We start from the raw sequence: 15,904 nt of genomic DNA on the forward strand, positions 1-15,904 counted from the left end.
AGGCAGTATTCATACAGTTGTATAAAAAATACCTCTATAACTTGATTTTAGCGGACACAGAAGCGCTTATTTCTCATATTTCATGGTTATTTGTTCTATTTGTGTGAAATAAGGTATCTGGTGTCCGCAAAAACCTCAGAATTGCTATATTTCATGATAGATGGTGGTTTCTTAACTGCTTAAATAAAAAAACCTTGCCATTATCCAATTAGGCAAAGTTTTTGCTAAGTTGTAACATGACATTACACCGAATTTTGTGCTGCTTCATGTAATATATTAAGCTGCCTTTCTAAATTTTCAAGAAGGGCTTTTCCTTCATTTTCGCTGATCAAGTCCAAATTCACAGCAAAATCGATCTCCCTTGAAAGACCAAACATTTGTGTATCCAAAACCTCTTCATACAAAGGACATTGCGGCATTGTTAAATTCTCAATTTGAACTTCTATTAGCCTCCGAATTTTATCAGCATCAGCCTTTAGAAGGGCATAGGCTTTTTCACGATGAGTTTCAGTCACCTCAGGAATCAAATATATCCCCTCCGTTTAAAAGACTTTCTTCTATATTATATTATCGTTTGAAGGTTGAAAATGCAAATAAAATTAAAGGAAATTTAAAATTAATCGTTTAAAGTGAAAAAATGAAAAATGTCTGCTATTCTTATTAAAGATAAAAATGGAGAGGTGGTTATACATGATAGTCCCTATTACTGGAAATGTTACATATTCAATCACACTAGACCCAACTGTCTGGATCTTTGATGATAGAAAAATACTATTGGAAGAAGCATTTACGAAACAGGAGAATGAACAGAAAGTTGAGGATAATGAACTTGAAGACGCATCGAAACGCTGGAACAGAGCAGTTTATCAACAGAAAATAAATCCACCAGTTAATAAAAGTATTTCCCGGTTCGAACGGGAGAAAATTCTGGAAAACTCATATGTAATGCCAATTAATGAATTTGTAGATCACGCCGAAGTAAATGAAAATGCTACAGACGTCACACTTGTAACTAACAAGGGACATGAACACATCTCACTTAAAGCATTGCAAAACTGTTATTTACTATTTGCTCTTGATGGAAAGCCCCTAAAAGAAGAAGGGCCTGTTCACTTATTTTTTAAGGACGGTTCCAATAAAGATAATCCTATTACAGGAATTGAAAAAATTATTATTAATTAAATGATAGAGCTGTTTACATTTATATGTGAGCAGCTTTTTTAAAACTGTTGACTAAAACTTATTTTGTATTCATGTTTACAGCCAGCATATTTCTCATGCTCTACTTTATACTTCTAATGTATATTTTACAGCATTCGACTCAGAATAATAAGACAGTAATTCCGTTTGTACATTTTAAAGGAGGAGTACACATGTTTTTCCGTTTAGGGATACTGTCTTTAATGAGTTTATTGTTTTTAATTAGTTGTCAGCAAAATGAGGAAGATCAATCCTTATCAACTGAACAAGAAAATAACCGAATTGTACAGGTAGAAGATTCTGATCCCACAAAGAAACAAAATCCCACTAACAGACAAATCTCTACCCATTTAGCAAATATCGCAAGTGACGTACCGAATGTAAATGACGCCACATCCATAGTAGCGGGTCCGTATGCAGTCGTTGGTATAAATGTTGATAAAGATTTAGACCGTTCACGTGTTGGAACGATAAAATATTCCGTATTGGAAGCATTACAGAATGACCCATATGGAAAAACAGCAGTTGTTGTTGCTGATGGAGATGTAGTTGAAAGGCTCCGCAAGATGGGAAACAAAATTAATCAGGGACACCCAGTACAGGGAGTTGTTGATGAACTTTCAGCAATTGTAGGACGATATATGCCAGACTTTCCAATTAATGATGATCAACCACAGGAACCAGACCAGAATAAAGAAATGCTGCCAAAAGAAAATGAGAAAAAATTAGATGAAATTGAGGAAAAACAATCGAATCATAAGAACAATGAGTAATTAGAAAACCTGGCTTATGCAGCTAGTTATTTATACTTTCATAACTGCTCAAAAAAGTGCTTCCCGAATAATAGGAAGCACTTTTATTAATTCATGTTCTTTTCTTCACTTTCATTTTCCTTGACCTCATTATAGTATTCTACGCCAAATTGGGATCCTTCCGATACCATTTTAGCATTTTCCAATTGTGCAGGATCTTTATTATCTGCTTGGTCTGGAATACCAGCATCTTCAAAAGTTGAATTAGTATGATTTGTTCCTTTTACTTTATTTTTTATATGGCTTACTTTTTCCTTTAGCTTATTTCTATTTTCCTCTTTATTAAGGAAAACCCCCATAATTCCTGCTCCAACAGCTCCAGCTGCTGAAGCAATATATCTTTTTCGCATCTAATCACCCTTCCAAATAAAAATATAAGTTGATAATAGTTATGTTCCCCATTATTTCTTTTATAAAACACTCACTTTAATACAAAAGAATGTCATGTTATAGTTAATAGGTAATTAGCCTAAATTTAGAGGTGATGAAATGCAAGTACAATGTGTGCTATGTGACACGATAGAAGATATTCAAGATAGTTCTTTACAAGCGAAACGGTTAAGAAACCGCAGAATCCATATGTATTTATGCCAAGAATGTGATCACCGAATTTATAACAACACAAAAAAGAGACACGAAACTGGTAACTTCCGCTTGTACGAAGCGAAGAAACAAAAAAAGGATTTAATATAACAAAAACTCCCATATCCGGGAGTTTTTGTCTGTTTATGATTTACTTTTAGTTTTTCTCTCTTGATATAGTCTAAATCTGTATATTCCTAAAATCAGTGACATTATAATTAAACTCTCCGTAATCGGATAACCAACTATACTAAAAAACGTTATGATTATCGAACCAAATGCTAACATTAAATAAACCAAAAAAGATTTTAAAATTGGCAATTTGCGAGCAAACCCTAACTTGTATGCAATTGATGCAAAAATAAAGTTTAAGACATAAAAAATCATTAGTTCATGACCATGATAATTATCTACAATAAAATCATATAGCAGACTAAAATTAGTATCCATCCATATCCTCCATTACCAGCAAACATTAAAACTCAATCTCTATCATACTAAATCTTATTGCTATATGCTAGTTATAAATTTGACTGTTTTATTAACATTATTTTTTTGAACAATATCCAAAATTAATATATACTTGTTCCAGTAAAAAGAGGTGTAGTTTATGAAAAATATCAATATTCCCATGCTTTCATTAGCGACATTGGTAATTCTCATGTTTGTTCTCGTTGGAATTTCCATTGCATTTCGCAATATTTGGTTTGTCTTATTATTTATACTGTTGGGTTTTGGATTTATGGGATACGGATTATCACTCAAGCGAAAAAGAAAGTGACTTCACTTATTGTACGGGGGCAGTTTGGGAGATAAAATGATAATAACATTAGTATTAGCATACATTTTGCCCGCTGTTATTTTTAACGGAATGAGGATCCGCTTCGATTGTTTGGCGGATCCACATTCCGCTATTTGCCTTTTTGCCTCAAAATTGACTGATTTTCTATTTAGCGGAATGAGGATTCATTTCGACCGTTTATCAAGGTCATTCCGAGTGACAATATTTCATTCACTTCGGTTGTTATTTATTGAAGTATTAAAAACTATTATGGTATATCGAAAAAAGACAGAATTACGAACAGTTATGTGTTTTATACTCCTAAATACTGTGTTTCTCCCTAAAACTGACTCGTTACACTATTGGAGTCACTTTCTTCCTTTCAGCATATAATCATCTACAATCGCACTTTTTATAGCCGGATTACATGTTAATATTGAATTCTTTTCAAGCATGTTAACTTGTTCGCCATAGATAGTTGATGTCACGCCACCTACTTCATTAACAATAACTAATCCTGCAGCAATGTCCCATGGCGATAAACTCATGGTTAAATATCCATCCATTATCCCTTCCGCAACATAGGCAAACTCAAGTGCTGCAGAACCATATGTTCTAGTGCCTCTAATTGTTCTTACAAAATTCTGCATCACCTGTTCATCCACTAATCTATTTTCACAAAGCCAAAAGTGATTTAAACCAACGATAGACTCCAATATTGACTTTTTATTGGCAAGCTTTGGTAATGCTTCATCATTTTTAAATGCCCCATCATTGTGCTTGGCGCTATAGAGAACATCAGCCATTACATCATATATAAGGCCAATTTCTCCTACTCCATTATGATAAACACCTACTGATATTGCAAAATTTCTTTTTTGATGAACGAAATTCATCGTGCCATCAATTGGGTCTATTATCCAGACGGTCCCGTCAAGTGTTTTCAGTTGATCACCATACCCCTCCTCACTAATTATAAAGTGATCAGGATATGTTTTTTTAATATTAGTTACAAAAAAGTTTTCGGTATTTTGATCCATTGTGGTAACAAGGTCATTTGGATTGGATTTCGTATTTATTTCAAGTTTATCATGTATTTTATCTCTAATCGTATCGCCAGCTTTAAGGACCCATTCTTTTGCTTGGTTGTATATTGCTTCACGCGTTTCCAAATTCATTCATAAGCCTCCATTACATTTCATCTATATCAATGATACCAAATTGGAAGCTTTAAATCATTTTTTTAATCCGATGGTTTTAAACCTATACATACAAAAGACCCCAAATAGTGTTCATCCAATATTCAATGAACATATGTAAACTTTGGGGTCATTTTCCGTTATTAATCATTTTCAATCTCCAGCATTTGCAAACGTAATTGCTCTAAACGTTCTTTTGATTTTATCATTTCAATTTTATCATTGGCTTGCATTGCATCATGTAGCGTTACAAGTTCATAATCAATTTCCATTCGAATAACGGGAAGTTTTTCTTGTGCTTCTTTCTTTCTCAGCGCCTCCATCACATATTTCACTTCACCCACAACCTTTCAGTTGGCTTTTATTATATATATGAAATATTTTCACAAATAGTTCATGGTAAATAGTAACTTTTGATTTTACATTCCCCAATTTTCAATCTTTTTAAACATTGTTCGCGGGGTATAACTTGACTGAATCCTATTTTTACTTAATAATAATCATTATAATCTAAGATGATTCACCATAGAAAGGATGATTTATATGGTATTTAAGGGGTTTACGGAAAAAGATTTTAAAATCTTTACGATTGATGGCCTTGATGAACGAATGGAAGCCATCAGAGAAAACATACAACCAAAGTTTAAAGCGATAGGTGAAGAACTGTCTGGACCTGTTTCAGAGATGACAGGCAGTGAAATGTATATACATATTGCACAGCACTTGAGACGTACAAAAAACCCCCCTAATGATACATGGATGGCTTTTTGTCATAATAATCGGGGTTACAAAAAACACCCGCATTTTCAAATCGGGTTATTTGATGACCATTTATTTGTATGGCTTGCATATATTTATGAACTGCCAGGAAAACAGGATATGGCTAAAACATTTTTAAATCACATGGATGATATGAAACAAACAATTCCAGATGATTATGTTGTTTCCTTGGATCATACAAAAAAAGATGCGACACGTTTTGCTGAGATAGATTTGGAAAAGTCTCTCTCACGCTTCCAAAATGTTAAAAAAGCAGAATTTCTAATTGGCAGGCATTTTAAACCTGGTGATCCGGTTTTGAAAGATGGACAGGCATTTTTAAAAGAAGTTGAAGCTACGTTTAATAAACTGACACCTCTTTATAAGATTTCAATGAATTAAGCCACATATTAAATATGGGTTAAAATTGACAGACAAAAAACGCTCCGATTAATTCGTAGCGTTTTTGTCCGTTCCCAACTTATTTTAGTTTAATTGTTTTTTGTTCAGATTCTCTAGCTTTTTTCACAACAGGATAACTTGCATATCCTGAAGCCTTTTCAAAGTCAGCAAAATAGGTCTTTTCTTCACTTTTAGATGGTACAATATCCTTGAACCTCCGATATGCTGCTAGGAGTTCTTCGCGTTCTACTTGCTGTTCATACGCATTCTCTATCAATGAAAAGAAATTAACCACATCAATTATTTCCTCTTTTGACCATGTTTCGTCCAGTGGATAGTGGTAACTCATATTCGGTAATCACCTCAATCTGTCCATTTTCCCTTAATAAAATCTGCTTCACTAATAATTGAATTTATTAATTCCTTCACAGAGGGGATATCCTGTATTCTTGCTGCACCTTGTCCAGCCCAGCCAAACCCTTCTGCCTCTTCCCCTTTATGGATGTATTGTTTATTAGCTTCCCCACTTATGTATGCTTTAAGTGCTTCATAATTACCATGTTCTTGCTCAATACCTAATATTTTGTCCGTCCATGGATTTTTTAGTGCTCTGGCAGGAGTTCCTAATGACCGTTTAATGACGACTGTTGCATTCTCATCAGCAGCGACAAGTGCCTGTTTATACACTGGATGTGCATCAATACACTCTTTCGTCGCAATAAAACGTGTACCCATTTCGATGCCTTCAGCCCCTAATGAAAGTGCGGCCATCATACTTCTGCCATCCACAATTCCTCCTGATGCAATCACCGGGATAGAAACAGAATCAACAACCTGTGGAGTTAACACAAATGTTCCAACATCACCACGCCCAAGATGGCCTCCCCCTTCTTGTCCAACTACCATGACTGCATCTGCGCCTAGCTCTTCTGCCTTTTCAGCCTGCCTGCGAGCTGCAACAAGTACAAGTTTTTTGATAGGATAATCTTTTACCATGTCAAGCACACCTTTTGGATTACCACCGGTGACTGATATAACTGGAACATTTTCATCAATTGCCACTTGTACCATATGCTCATACGGTCTTCCGTGCTGCCCAATAGCAAAATTCACACCAAAGGGTTTATCTGTCATCGTCTGAACTTTATTAATCTCATTTCGCAATTCATCAGGACCTTCCAGACTCATTGCCGTTATTTGTCCAAGTCCGCCAGCATTTGAAACTGCTGCCGCTAGGTCTGCATACGCCAAATATGCCAGACCTCCCTGAACAATAGGATAGTCAATTTCCAACATTTTTGTTACCTCGGTTTCCCATTTCAATATAAACACCTCTTTTTCTTTTTATTCTATCATTTAATAATCGTTCATAGCCAATAAATTAGAGCGTTATACTTGGCTTACCGACACGCATTAATGTCAAAATCCTAAGTTACGCTTCTGTAGTAAGAAAGTATTTATGTTAACTAAAAATAATAAACTGCATGGAATTCCATGCAGCTTTGTTGTATCAATATTCATGTTTTTATTCTCTATTACAAGTCGGACATGTACCATAAAGAGTAGTAACTTTTTCATCATCATAATGATCAATTACTTTCTGACAATCCTGACAGACAATTGTACCCATCTGGCCCAACTCCTTTTTCATTAATTATAACACTGTATCATCATTATAATGTGTCATAATTAAAGAATCAACCCTTAATTAGTATAACATATTAATGAATATATGTTTTTGTGAATAAAAAAACAGCCAATATTAAAATAACTGACTGTTTTTGTTAACTAAATTGTTTTTGGATTTGAATGAAACGTGCTCATTTTCACAGACCAATCTGCAATCCATAGTTGTACATATGCAATAAGGAAGGTTTTATGCTTTCTTAGCTTGAAATAAAAGCAGTTCAATTAAGAGTACAAATTGTACTTCGAAATTGAACCGCATGTGTTTTATCTACTTTATTGTTTGTATTAATGTAGGGTCTACCATTTCATAACCTTTTTCCCGTAGTCCGATTACTATGTCTTTTAATGCAGCTGCAGTCCATTCACGGTCGTGCATAAGTAAATTGGCACCTGGCTTCAGTAAACTGTACGGAACGTCCACTTCAGGTCCTTTACCTGTAATCATCGCCCTTTTTAGTTTTTCAGCATCCATGTATGGTTTAAAATAGTCATAACCATACGTCCAATTCATGACAACCATGCCTTCTTCTTTCGCTATTTTATTTGAAAAGTCGGTGTTAGCACCATTTGGAGCTCTAAAAAATTTTGGTCTTACTCCAATAATTTCTTCAATCCTGTCATTTAAGCTAATAATTTCCTTTTTCTGCTCTTCTTGAGACGAATCTGGTAAATAAGCATGATTATATGTATGATTTCCGATTTCAAAACCCATATTATGAATTTTCTTTAACGTTTTTTCTTCCTCAGCAGTATCCAGATAATGTCCATTCACAAAGAAGATTGCACTCGCATCCAATTCTTTTAATGTTTTTGCCATTTCCAACGCATATGTATCTGGTGCATCATCAATCGTCAGCAACACTACCTTTTCATTTATACTATCATTCAATGGATTTATTGATGAATTCTCTTCATTAATTTTATACTTTGCTGTTTTAGGCTTGTCATCTTCAGGTTGATTGATCTTCTCCTGTTTTTCTTCTTTCTTCTTCTCACTATCTTGCTCTGGATTTTCTTTTTCATCAACATCATCTGATTTATCCTGATTTTTTTCCTGATCCGGTTTGTTATCATCCGTATGGGATGCCTTACTATCCTCACAAGCTGAAACGAGCACAAGTATCACAAGCATTAGCCATATAAATTTCTTCATTTCTGTCCCCCTGTTGTATGTACATATGACGTTATATTAATTATATATGATATCAGTTGTTAATGACTATACCTAATTTTGGCAAGTGACAAATTACTGGTATAAAGTGAAACTGTATTTTCGACACATAAGCCTATCGAATAATTGTTTCGCAAACAGTCTTTGTTTAATTTTCTATTTTGTGGGAATATGTAAAAGGTCATATAGAGAGAATTATATTAAGACAAAAGGAAACAATAAGCACATCGAACTAATTACATGCGTAATAATTGAACAATTTAATTACGTATGTTTCAATATTTAACTGTGCGTGATAGCTTCCTTTATTATATATGCTAACAATAAATACTACATAGAAAGGAATTTTCAAATGAAAAAAGTAACAAAGGTATTCTACATTTCAGCCATAGTGGCAATATTATTTATAATTTGGGGTATCCTTCCGAATAGTAATATGAATGATGTAACAACAGAAATTCAAGGATATTTGGTAGAAAAATTTGGCTGGTTCTACTTAATGAGTGCAACAGCTTTCTTGGTATTTTCAATTTATTTGATCTTTTCTAAATACGGAAATATTAAACTGGGAAAACCAGGAGACAAGCCTGAATATTCCTATTTAACTTGGTTTGCAATGCTTTTTAGTGCAGGTATGGGAATTGGACTAGTTTTCTGGGGTGCTGCGGAACCATTATCACATTATCATACACCACCATTTGGAGATCCTACTACAAACGATACCGCTAAAACTGCTATGCGTTACAGTTTCTTTCATTGGGGGCTGCATCCTTGGGCTGTTTACGCCACCATTGCTTTGGCCTTAGCATACTTTAAATTCAGAAAGCAATCTGCGGGTGTTGTAAGTGCAATTCTTGAACCTATACTTGGTGATAAGGTTAAAGGGCCATGGGGAACTCTTATTGATTTTATAGTTGTATTTGCAACGATTTTTGGGGTTGCAACTTCACTAGGTTTTGGGGCGATCCAAATTTCTGGAGGTATATCATACGTTTTTGGTTTAGACAAATCCATTTCATTGCAACTGATTATAATTGGGATTGTTACCGTTCTTTATATGACTTCTGCAATGACTGGTCTTAATAAAGGGATTAAATACCTAAGTAATACGAACATAATTTTGGCAATTGCTTTAATGCTGTTTCTCTTATTTGCAGGTCCTACAAACTTCATCATGAATCTATTTACAACCACGTTTGGCAGTTATATTCAAAACCTGCCAGGTATGAGTTTCCGATTAACACCTTTCGATATGGATGACTCATGGATTCAGGATTGGACAATCTTTTATTGGGCTTGGTGGATCGCATGGGCACCGTTTGTAGGTACATTTATTGCTCGTGTTTCCAAAGGCAGAACAATTCGGGAATTCGTGCTAGGCGTTCTGTTAGTGCCTACTATCTTCGGTGCTCTCTGGTTCTCCGTATTCGGTGGATCAGCAATCAATCTGGAACATTTTCAGGGTGCAGAAATTCAGCAAGTTGTTGATAATCTTGGCACTGAGGCGGCATTATTCGCGGTCCTTGAGCAATTTCCATTCGGCATGGTAATGTCAATCATTGCAATTTTATTAATTAGTACGTTTTTTATCACATCTGCAGACTCTGCAACATTTGTATTAGGAATGCAAACAACTGGCGGAAGCTTATATCCACCAAATACTGTTAAGTTTGTATGGGGAATTATTCAATCAAGTGCTGCAGCTGTGTTATTGTGGCAAGGTGGACTGCAAGCCTTGCAGACAGCCTCGATTATTGCAGCCTTTCCATTTGCAATAATCATGATTCTGATTGTATTTTCGTTAATGAAATCATTTAAAGAAGAGGCAAGAGAAGTCGATTTACGACGGAAGAGGCAGTAAATAAAAAATCACAAGCAGTTCAGCTGAAGTACAAAACGAAATTTGTACCATAGCTGAACTGCTTTTTTTTTTGGAAGTTACATGTTTTTTAATCAACATCAAATTTTAGACTGACTTAATCCCCTAACAATGCATCTATAGTTATTCAAGAGAAACAAGATAGCCGCGTCAGATTCTTCATGTTAAAGAAAACAAGTAATTTGAAATGTTTGGGGAACCCAGCGGTCATATATAGCAGAAATTACTTTATATTTGCAGATAAGAAGTTGTTTCCGCTCATTTACCTATAAATACTTTTTTATAAACAGCCGATTGTCCGCAAGCATTAAATAAGCATGTCATTATGACCACGGACATTCCTTTGTTTATTATTGACCTTCTGAAATCGAAGTAATTAACTAAAAAAGAGCTGCACTATGGCAACTCTTTTATAAGTGTAATTTACATTGTGTGTATTGGCATTCCTAACGCTACATCAGCAGCTTCCATCGTAATTTCACCTAGACTCGGATGGTTATGAATTGTCAACGCTATATCCTCTGCTGTCATTCCTGCTTCAATTGCCAATCCTACTTCTGCTATCATTTCACTAGCATTTGGACCTGCAATCTGAGCTCCAATAACCAGACCATCTTCTTCTCTGGTAATTAATTTCATAAATCCATCACTATCGTTTAATGATAATGCACGGCCGTTAGCAGCAAATGGAAATTTAGATGCCTTAGCATTATATCCAGCATCCTTTGCTTCTTGTTGACTATAGCCCACTGTAGCTAATTCAGGATCAGAAAATACAACTGTAGGTATTCCGATATAATCAATCTCTGATTTCTCTCCACCGATTACTTCTGCAGCTACTTTTCCTTCATATGATGCTTTATGAGCTAGTGGAGGACCATCAACAATATCGCCAATTGCATAAATATTATCGATGTTTGTACGGCATTGTTTATCAATCTTAATAAGTCCATTGTCATCTACATCAATACCTACTTGCTCTAAACCAATTTCTGCTGTATTAGGACGGCGGCCAACTGTAACCAATACATAATCAGCGTCCACTGTTTCTTCTTTTCCGTTTACTTCATAAGTTACTGTAACACCATCTTTTGATTCTTCGACACCTTTTGCCATCGCTTCTGTAGTTACAGTTACGCCTTTTTTCTTAAGGCGTTTGCTAACTACTTGCCGCATTTGTTTTTCAAATGCTCCAAGAATCTGCTTTGTACCTTCAAGGATTGTTACATCAGTTCCAAAGTTAGCATATGCTGTGCCTAACTCCGTTCCGATATAACCGCCTCCGATTACAACCATTTTCTTAGGAATTTCTTTTAAAGCTAATGCACCAGTAGAATCAATAACACGATCCGTGAATTTGAAACTTGGAATTTCAATAGGTGTTGAACCCGTTGCAATAATACAGTTGTTAAATGTATAAGTCTGTGAATTCTTTTCATCCATAACTTTCACTGTATTTTTATCAACAAAGTATACTTCGCCTTTAACAATGTCCACTTTGTTGCCTTTCAAAAGACTTTCAACGCCAGATGTTAGTTTGTTAACAACTTTCCCTTTCCATTCCTGAACCTTGGAAAAATCAACAGATACATTCTCCGTTTTAATCCCTAACTCTTCATTACCATGAGCATTTTCAGTTAAATGCCCCGCTTGGATCATTGCTTTAGATGGGATACACCCAACATTTAAGCAAACACCACCTAGTGCTCCTTTATCAACAATTGTTACATTTTGACCAGTTTGAGCAGCGCGGATGGCAGCTACATAGCCACCCGGTCCTGCTCCAACTACTAATGTGTCTAACTCAATTGGAAAATCTCCTACTACCATAATCTACGCCTCCATCATTATTAATTGTGGATCGTTCAATAATCGTTTGATCTGATTTAATGCAAGTTGTGCTGTTGCACCATCAACGATACGATGATCAAAGCTTAATGACACTGCAAGAACAGGAGCAATGACAATTTCACCGTCACGAACGATTGGTTTTTCAGCAATACGACCAATACCTAAGATAATCGCTTCCGGATAGTTAAGGACAGGAGTAAACCATTGTCCTCCAGCAGAACCAATGTTAGTAATTGTGTTTGACGCACCTTTCATCTCATCAGATGCAAGTTTACCACTACGAGCTTTTTCTGCCAATTCATTTATCTCTTGTGAAATGGTGAAAATAGATTTGCGATCGGCATCTTTTACAACCGGAACTAGTAAACCTTTATCTGTATCTGCTGCAATTCCAATGTTGTAGTAATGCTTGTGAATGATTTCATCGGTCTCATCATCAACAGCAGCATTTAAAATTGGATATTTCTTGGATGCTGAAACTAATGCTTTTGCAACATAAGGCAGATACGTTAATTTAATTTCCTGCTCCGCTGCTACTGCTTTAAACTTCTTACGGTGAGCTACAAGCTCTGTTACATCTACTTCATCCATAAGTGTTACATGTGGTGCTTTCGTTTTAGAATTAACCATCGCTTTTGCAATCGACTTGCGAATGCCACTCATTTTCTCACGCGTTTCGGCGTATTCACCTTTTGGAGCTTGCGTTTCTTTAGATGCTGTTGTTTCTTCTTGTTCTTCAGGTGCAACATCTGTATCTGCTTTCTGGTCACCGCTTAAGTATTTGTCTATATCTTCCTTTAGGATACGTCCATTTTTACCGGACCCCTGTACACCCTGAATAGATACTTCATTTTCACGAGCATATTTACGTACAGAAGGCATTGCAATTACGCGTTTATCATCGGAAGAATTATTTTTCGTTACCTCTTTATCATCTGACTCATTATTCTTTTTTTCTGCAGATTCTTTTTTATCAGGTTCCTGATCACTGCTGGATTTTGACTCTTCCTTTGTTTCTTCCTTTTTTTCCGTGTCATCTTCCTGATCCTCATAGCCCTCTGCGTCAAATGTAATGATGGTATCACCTACTGTTGCTACTGTACCCTCTTCAACATGAACCTTTTCAACTGTTCCTTCAACTGGAGAGGGGATTTCAACGACAGCCTTATCATTTTGCACTTCACAAAGCACATCATCTTCTTTAATTTCGTCGCCTTCTTTAACAAACCATTTTACTATTTCGCCCTCATGAATACCTTCACCAATATCAGGCAGCTTAAAATTGTAAGCCATTATTACTACCTCCAATCCTTTAATTAAAAGTTAATTACTTGATTTACTCTTTCTACGATGTCTTCATGATTTGGCAGCCATATTTCCTCAGCTTGTGAGAATGCATAAACAGTATCTGGAGCAGTAACCCTTAAAATAGGTGCTTCCAGATGGAGTATTGCACGTTCCTGAATTTCTGAAATCACATGAGCTCCGACTCCTGCTTGACGCTGCGCTTCCTGAATCATAACCATTCGATTGGTTTTCTTAACAGATTCAACAATAGTATCTACATCAACTGGTGAAACTGTACGTAAGTCAATAACTTCAGCATCTATATTATCCTTTTCAAGTTCATCTGCTGCTTTTAGAGCTGCATGAACCATTGCGCCATAAGCGACAAGTGTAACGTCTTTACCTTCCCGTTTTATATCAGCCTTATCAAGTTCAACTGTATATTCCTCATCTGGAACTTCACCACGGAAGGAACGATATAATTTCATGTGTTCTAAGAATAGTACAGGATCATTATCGCGTATAGCTGAGATTAATAGTCCTTTTGCGTCATATGGTGTTGATGGAATGACAACCCTTATACCAGGTTGCTGTGCAATTAATCCTTCAAGCGAATCGGCATGAAGTTCAGGTGTGTGCACCCCACCACCAAATGGAGAACGTATTGTTATTGGCATTGGTTTCGTACCGCCAGACCGGTAACGCATCCGCGCCATTTGGCCATTGACGGCATCCATTGCTTCATAGATGAAGCCGAAGAACTGAATTTCAGGTACCGCACGAAAACCTTGCAGGGCAAGACCAATCGACAGTCCACCAATTCCTGACTCGGCTAGTGGCGTATCAAATACACGTTCTTCGCCAAATTCATCTTGTAACCCTTCTGTGGCGCGGAACACGCCGCCATTTTGACCGACATCTTCACCATATACAAGCACATTTTCATCATTTTTTAATTCATTGTGCATTGCATCAGTGATTGCTTGAATCATAGTCTTTTGTGCCATGGTCTACTTCGACTCCTTTTCTTTATATTCTTCCAATTGCTCCTGCAAATTTGATGGAAGTTCCTCGTGCATATTTTCAATTAAATCAGTTACAGTTTGTTTTGGATATTCATCTGCTTTTTTGATTGCTTTCTTAATATCTTCTTTTGCCTCATCGATAACTTTGTTCTCTGCCTCTTCCGACCATAAGTTTTTCTCTTCTAAAAATGTGCGGAATCGAACGAGGGGATCTTTTTTCTCCCATTCATCATTTAAATCATCAGAACGATAGCGTGTCGGGTCATCCCCCGCCATAGTATGAGGGCCATAGCGGTATGTTAACGTTTCTATTAATGTAGGACCTTCCCCATTAATTGCACGCTCGCGGGCATCCATTGTAGCGGCATAGACAGCTAATACATCCATTCCATCTACCTGAATCCCTTCAATTCCAGCGGCAACCGCTTTTTGTGCTAAGGTTTTAGCATTTGTTTGCTCTTCAACGGGCACTGAAATTGCAAAGTGGTTATTTTGGATAAAGAAAATTGCTGGTGCACCGTATGAACCTGCAAAGTTAATTCCTTCATAGAAATCACCTTGTGATGTACCACCGTCACCTGTGTATGTTACCGCAACTGATTTCTTTCCACGTTTCTTCATTCCAAGCGCTACACCGGCAGCTTGAGTATACTGAGCACCGATAATTATTTGAGGACTTAATCCTTTTAAATCCTCTGGAAACTGATTTCCATGAAAATGCCCTCTTGAGAATAAGAAAGCTTGATATAATGGTAGACCCTGCCAAATAAGCTGTGGAACATCACGATATGCTGGCAGTAAAAAATCATCTGGTTCTAACGCATACTGACTCCCTAATTGTGATGCTTCCTGTCCTGCAGTAGGCGCATAAAATCCTAAGCGACCTTGACGGTTCAATGCAATGGAACGCTGGTCAAGTATACGAGTATAAACCATCCTGCGCATTAGCTCTTTCAAATCATCATCTGAAAGATCAGGCATTGCGTCTTTATTAACAATCTTTCCATCTTCATTAAGAATCTGGAACATTTCGAACTGGCTTTCAACACTTTCAAGTACGTGTTTCAAAATAGTTCACCTCTTCCTTTCTGAATACCTATTTTGTATTTTCTTTTTTAGCCTTCCCAAAATATGAAAAAATCTGTACCCTTTTGCTCTTATTCTTGTTCCCTATATTAAATTTTAGTAATCACATTTCTAAAGCAAGGACCAAACTGTTACATAAGAATCGCAAAAATTAATGGTACAATTCATAATCTAATTAAAG

The 15,904-nt window shown here is 36.2% G+C and carries 19 protein-coding genes; 6 read left to right on the forward strand and 13 right to left on the reverse strand.

Going from position 1 to position 15,904, the window contains the following annotated elements:
- Positions 1 to 242 precede the first annotated feature (242 nt).
- A complete protein-coding gene (locus ACE1TG_RS06590) occupies positions 243 to 524 on the reverse strand; it encodes an Fpa/YlaN family protein (RefSeq protein WP_375051605.1) in 282 nt (93 codons plus the stop codon).
- A 166-nt stretch (positions 525 to 690) separates the two neighbouring features.
- Here ACE1TG_RS06590 and ACE1TG_RS06595 point away from each other — a divergent pair, with 166 nt between their 5' ends.
- Positions 691 to 1,182, forward strand: coding sequence for a hypothetical protein (locus tag ACE1TG_RS06595; protein WP_375051565.1), 492 nt, complete (start codon positions 691 to 693; stop codon positions 1,180 to 1,182).
- A 191-nt stretch (positions 1,183 to 1,373) separates the two neighbouring features.
- A complete protein-coding gene (locus ACE1TG_RS06600) occupies positions 1,374 to 1,973 on the forward strand; it encodes a YhcN/YlaJ family sporulation lipoprotein (protein WP_375051566.1) in 600 nt (199 codons plus the stop codon).
- A gap of 86 nt (positions 1,974 to 2,059) precedes the next feature.
- Here ACE1TG_RS06600 and ACE1TG_RS06605 read toward each other — a convergent pair whose 3' ends face one another.
- Complete coding sequence (locus ACE1TG_RS06605; RefSeq protein WP_375051567.1) at positions 2,060 to 2,362, reverse strand: hypothetical protein; 303 nt, start codon at positions 2,360 to 2,362, stop codon at positions 2,060 to 2,062.
- Between the two features lie 139 nt (positions 2,363 to 2,501).
- Here ACE1TG_RS06605 and ACE1TG_RS06610 point away from each other — a divergent pair, with 139 nt between their 5' ends.
- Positions 2,502 to 2,705: a YlaI family protein gene (locus ACE1TG_RS06610; RefSeq protein WP_375051568.1), complete on the forward strand. Its 204-nt coding sequence runs from the start codon at positions 2,502 to 2,504 to the stop codon at positions 2,703 to 2,705.
- A gap of 33 nt (positions 2,706 to 2,738) precedes the next feature.
- Here ACE1TG_RS06610 and ACE1TG_RS06615 read toward each other — a convergent pair whose 3' ends face one another.
- Positions 2,739 to 3,044, reverse strand: a complete 306-nt coding sequence (locus tag ACE1TG_RS06615; protein ID WP_375051569.1) for a YlaH-like family protein — start codon at positions 3,042 to 3,044, stop codon at positions 2,739 to 2,741.
- Positions 3,045 to 3,204: 160 nt separating this feature from the next.
- Between ACE1TG_RS06615 and ACE1TG_RS06620 the strand changes: the two genes are divergently transcribed.
- A complete protein-coding gene (locus ACE1TG_RS06620; protein ID WP_209480314.1) occupies positions 3,205 to 3,375 on the forward strand; it encodes a DUF5325 family protein in 171 nt (56 codons plus the stop codon).
- Positions 3,376 to 3,743: 368 nt separating this feature from the next.
- Here the strand turns inward: ACE1TG_RS06620 and ACE1TG_RS06625 are convergent, their stop codons facing one another.
- A complete protein-coding gene (locus ACE1TG_RS06625) occupies positions 3,744 to 4,553 on the reverse strand; it encodes an inositol monophosphatase family protein (RefSeq protein WP_375051570.1) in 810 nt (269 codons plus the stop codon).
- 164 nt (positions 4,554 to 4,717) lie between these two features.
- Complete coding sequence (locus tag ACE1TG_RS06630; protein WP_209480312.1) at positions 4,718 to 4,909, reverse strand: hypothetical protein; 192 nt, start codon at positions 4,907 to 4,909, stop codon at positions 4,718 to 4,720.
- 208 nt (positions 4,910 to 5,117) lie between these two features.
- Here ACE1TG_RS06630 and ACE1TG_RS06635 point away from each other — a divergent pair, with 208 nt between their 5' ends.
- Positions 5,118 to 5,735 (forward strand): YktB family protein, encoded by a 618-nt coding sequence (locus tag ACE1TG_RS06635; protein ID WP_375051571.1) that lies wholly within the window; start codon positions 5,118 to 5,120, stop codon positions 5,733 to 5,735.
- A gap of 79 nt (positions 5,736 to 5,814) precedes the next feature.
- Here the strand turns inward: ACE1TG_RS06635 and ACE1TG_RS06640 are convergent, their stop codons facing one another.
- The 4 genes from ACE1TG_RS06640 to ACE1TG_RS06655 all read right to left on the reverse strand — a co-directional run bounded on the left by ACE1TG_RS06640 (position 5,815) and on the right by ACE1TG_RS06655 (position 8,577).
- Complete coding sequence (locus ACE1TG_RS06640; RefSeq protein ID WP_375051572.1) at positions 5,815 to 6,084, reverse strand: UPF0223 family protein; 270 nt, start codon at positions 6,082 to 6,084, stop codon at positions 5,815 to 5,817.
- 14 nt (positions 6,085 to 6,098) lie between these two features.
- Positions 6,099 to 7,058, reverse strand: coding sequence for an NAD(P)H-dependent flavin oxidoreductase (locus ACE1TG_RS06645; RefSeq protein WP_375051573.1), 960 nt, complete (start codon positions 7,056 to 7,058; stop codon positions 6,099 to 6,101).
- 202 nt (positions 7,059 to 7,260) lie between these two features.
- Entirely contained in the window at positions 7,261 to 7,365 is a 105-nt protein-coding gene (locus ACE1TG_RS06650) for a GapA-binding peptide SR1P (protein ID WP_375051574.1), read from the reverse strand.
- Positions 7,366 to 7,692: 327 nt separating this feature from the next.
- Positions 7,693 to 8,577, reverse strand: a complete 885-nt coding sequence (locus ACE1TG_RS06655) for a polysaccharide deacetylase family protein (RefSeq protein ID WP_375051575.1) — start codon at positions 8,575 to 8,577, stop codon at positions 7,693 to 7,695.
- A gap of 370 nt (positions 8,578 to 8,947) precedes the next feature.
- On the opposite strand from ACE1TG_RS06655, the gene ACE1TG_RS06660 reads away from it, so the two are divergent.
- Positions 8,948 to 10,456 (forward strand): glycine betaine uptake BCCT transporter, encoded by a 1,509-nt coding sequence (locus tag ACE1TG_RS06660; RefSeq protein WP_375051576.1) that lies wholly within the window; start codon positions 8,948 to 8,950, stop codon positions 10,454 to 10,456.
- A 441-nt stretch (positions 10,457 to 10,897) separates the two neighbouring features.
- Here the strand turns inward: ACE1TG_RS06660 and lpdA are convergent, their stop codons facing one another.
- The 4 genes from lpdA to pdhA are packed head-to-tail and all read right to left on the reverse strand — an operon-like array spanning position 10,898 to position 15,705.
- Entirely contained in the window at positions 10,898 to 12,304 is a 1,407-nt protein-coding gene (gene lpdA, locus ACE1TG_RS06665; protein WP_375051578.1) for a dihydrolipoyl dehydrogenase, read from the reverse strand.
- Between the two features lie 3 nt (positions 12,305 to 12,307).
- Positions 12,308 to 13,618 (reverse strand): dihydrolipoamide acetyltransferase family protein, encoded by a 1,311-nt coding sequence (locus ACE1TG_RS06670; protein ID WP_375051579.1) that lies wholly within the window; start codon positions 13,616 to 13,618, stop codon positions 12,308 to 12,310.
- A 23-nt stretch (positions 13,619 to 13,641) separates the two neighbouring features.
- Positions 13,642 to 14,619, reverse strand: a complete 978-nt coding sequence (locus ACE1TG_RS06675; RefSeq protein ID WP_375051580.1) for an alpha-ketoacid dehydrogenase subunit beta — start codon at positions 14,617 to 14,619, stop codon at positions 13,642 to 13,644.
- A 3-nt stretch (positions 14,620 to 14,622) separates the two neighbouring features.
- Positions 14,623 to 15,705, reverse strand: a complete 1,083-nt coding sequence (gene pdhA / locus ACE1TG_RS06680) for a pyruvate dehydrogenase (acetyl-transferring) E1 component subunit alpha (protein ID WP_375051581.1) — start codon at positions 15,703 to 15,705, stop codon at positions 14,623 to 14,625.
- Positions 15,706 to 15,904: the final 199 nt, after the last annotated feature.

The sequence above is a fragment of the Virgibacillus sp. JSM 102003 genome, assembly GCF_041949995.1.
Lineage (GTDB): Bacteria > Bacillota > Bacilli > Bacillales > Amphibacillaceae > Lentibacillus.

Bases quoted from the DNA above. Each gene is read 5' to 3' on its own strand.
- ACE1TG_RS06595 (WP_375051565.1), top strand. From the start codon at position 691: ATGATAGTCCCTATTACTGGAAATGTTACATATTCAATCACACTAGAC.
- ACE1TG_RS06600 (WP_375051566.1), top strand. From the start codon at position 1,374: ATGTTTTTCCGTTTAGGGATACTGTCTTTAATGAGTTTATTGTTTTTA.
- ACE1TG_RS06605 (WP_375051567.1), bottom strand. From the start codon at position 2,362: ATGCGAAAAAGATATATTGCTTCAGCAGCTGGAGCTGTTGGAGCAGGA.
- ACE1TG_RS06610 (WP_375051568.1), top strand. From the start codon at position 2,502: ATGCAAGTACAATGTGTGCTATGTGACACGATAGAAGATATTCAAGAT.
- ACE1TG_RS06615 (WP_375051569.1), bottom strand. From the start codon at position 3,044: ATGGATACTAATTTTAGTCTGCTATATGATTTTATTGTAGATAATTAT.
- ACE1TG_RS06620 (WP_209480314.1), top strand. From the start codon at position 3,205: ATGAAAAATATCAATATTCCCATGCTTTCATTAGCGACATTGGTAATT.
- ACE1TG_RS06625 (WP_375051570.1), bottom strand. From the start codon at position 4,553: ATGAATTTGGAAACGCGTGAAGCAATATACAACCAAGCAAAAGAATGG.
- ACE1TG_RS06635 (WP_375051571.1), top strand. From the start codon at position 5,118: ATGGTATTTAAGGGGTTTACGGAAAAAGATTTTAAAATCTTTACGATT.
- ACE1TG_RS06640 (WP_375051572.1), bottom strand. From the start codon at position 6,084: ATGAGTTACCACTATCCACTGGACGAAACATGGTCAAAAGAGGAAATA.
- ACE1TG_RS06650 (WP_375051574.1), bottom strand. From the start codon at position 7,365: ATGGGTACAATTGTCTGTCAGGATTGTCAGAAAGTAATTGATCATTAT.
- ACE1TG_RS06655 (WP_375051575.1), bottom strand. From the start codon at position 8,577: ATGAAGAAATTTATATGGCTAATGCTTGTGATACTTGTGCTCGTTTCA.
- ACE1TG_RS06660 (WP_375051576.1), top strand. From the start codon at position 8,948: ATGAAAAAAGTAACAAAGGTATTCTACATTTCAGCCATAGTGGCAATA.
- lpdA (WP_375051578.1), bottom strand. From the start codon at position 12,304: ATGGTAGTAGGAGATTTTCCAATTGAGTTAGACACATTAGTAGTTGGA.
- ACE1TG_RS06670 (WP_375051579.1), bottom strand. From the start codon at position 13,618: ATGGCTTACAATTTTAAGCTGCCTGATATTGGTGAAGGTATTCATGAG.
- ACE1TG_RS06675 (WP_375051580.1), bottom strand. From the start codon at position 14,619: ATGGCACAAAAGACTATGATTCAAGCAATCACTGATGCAATGCACAAT.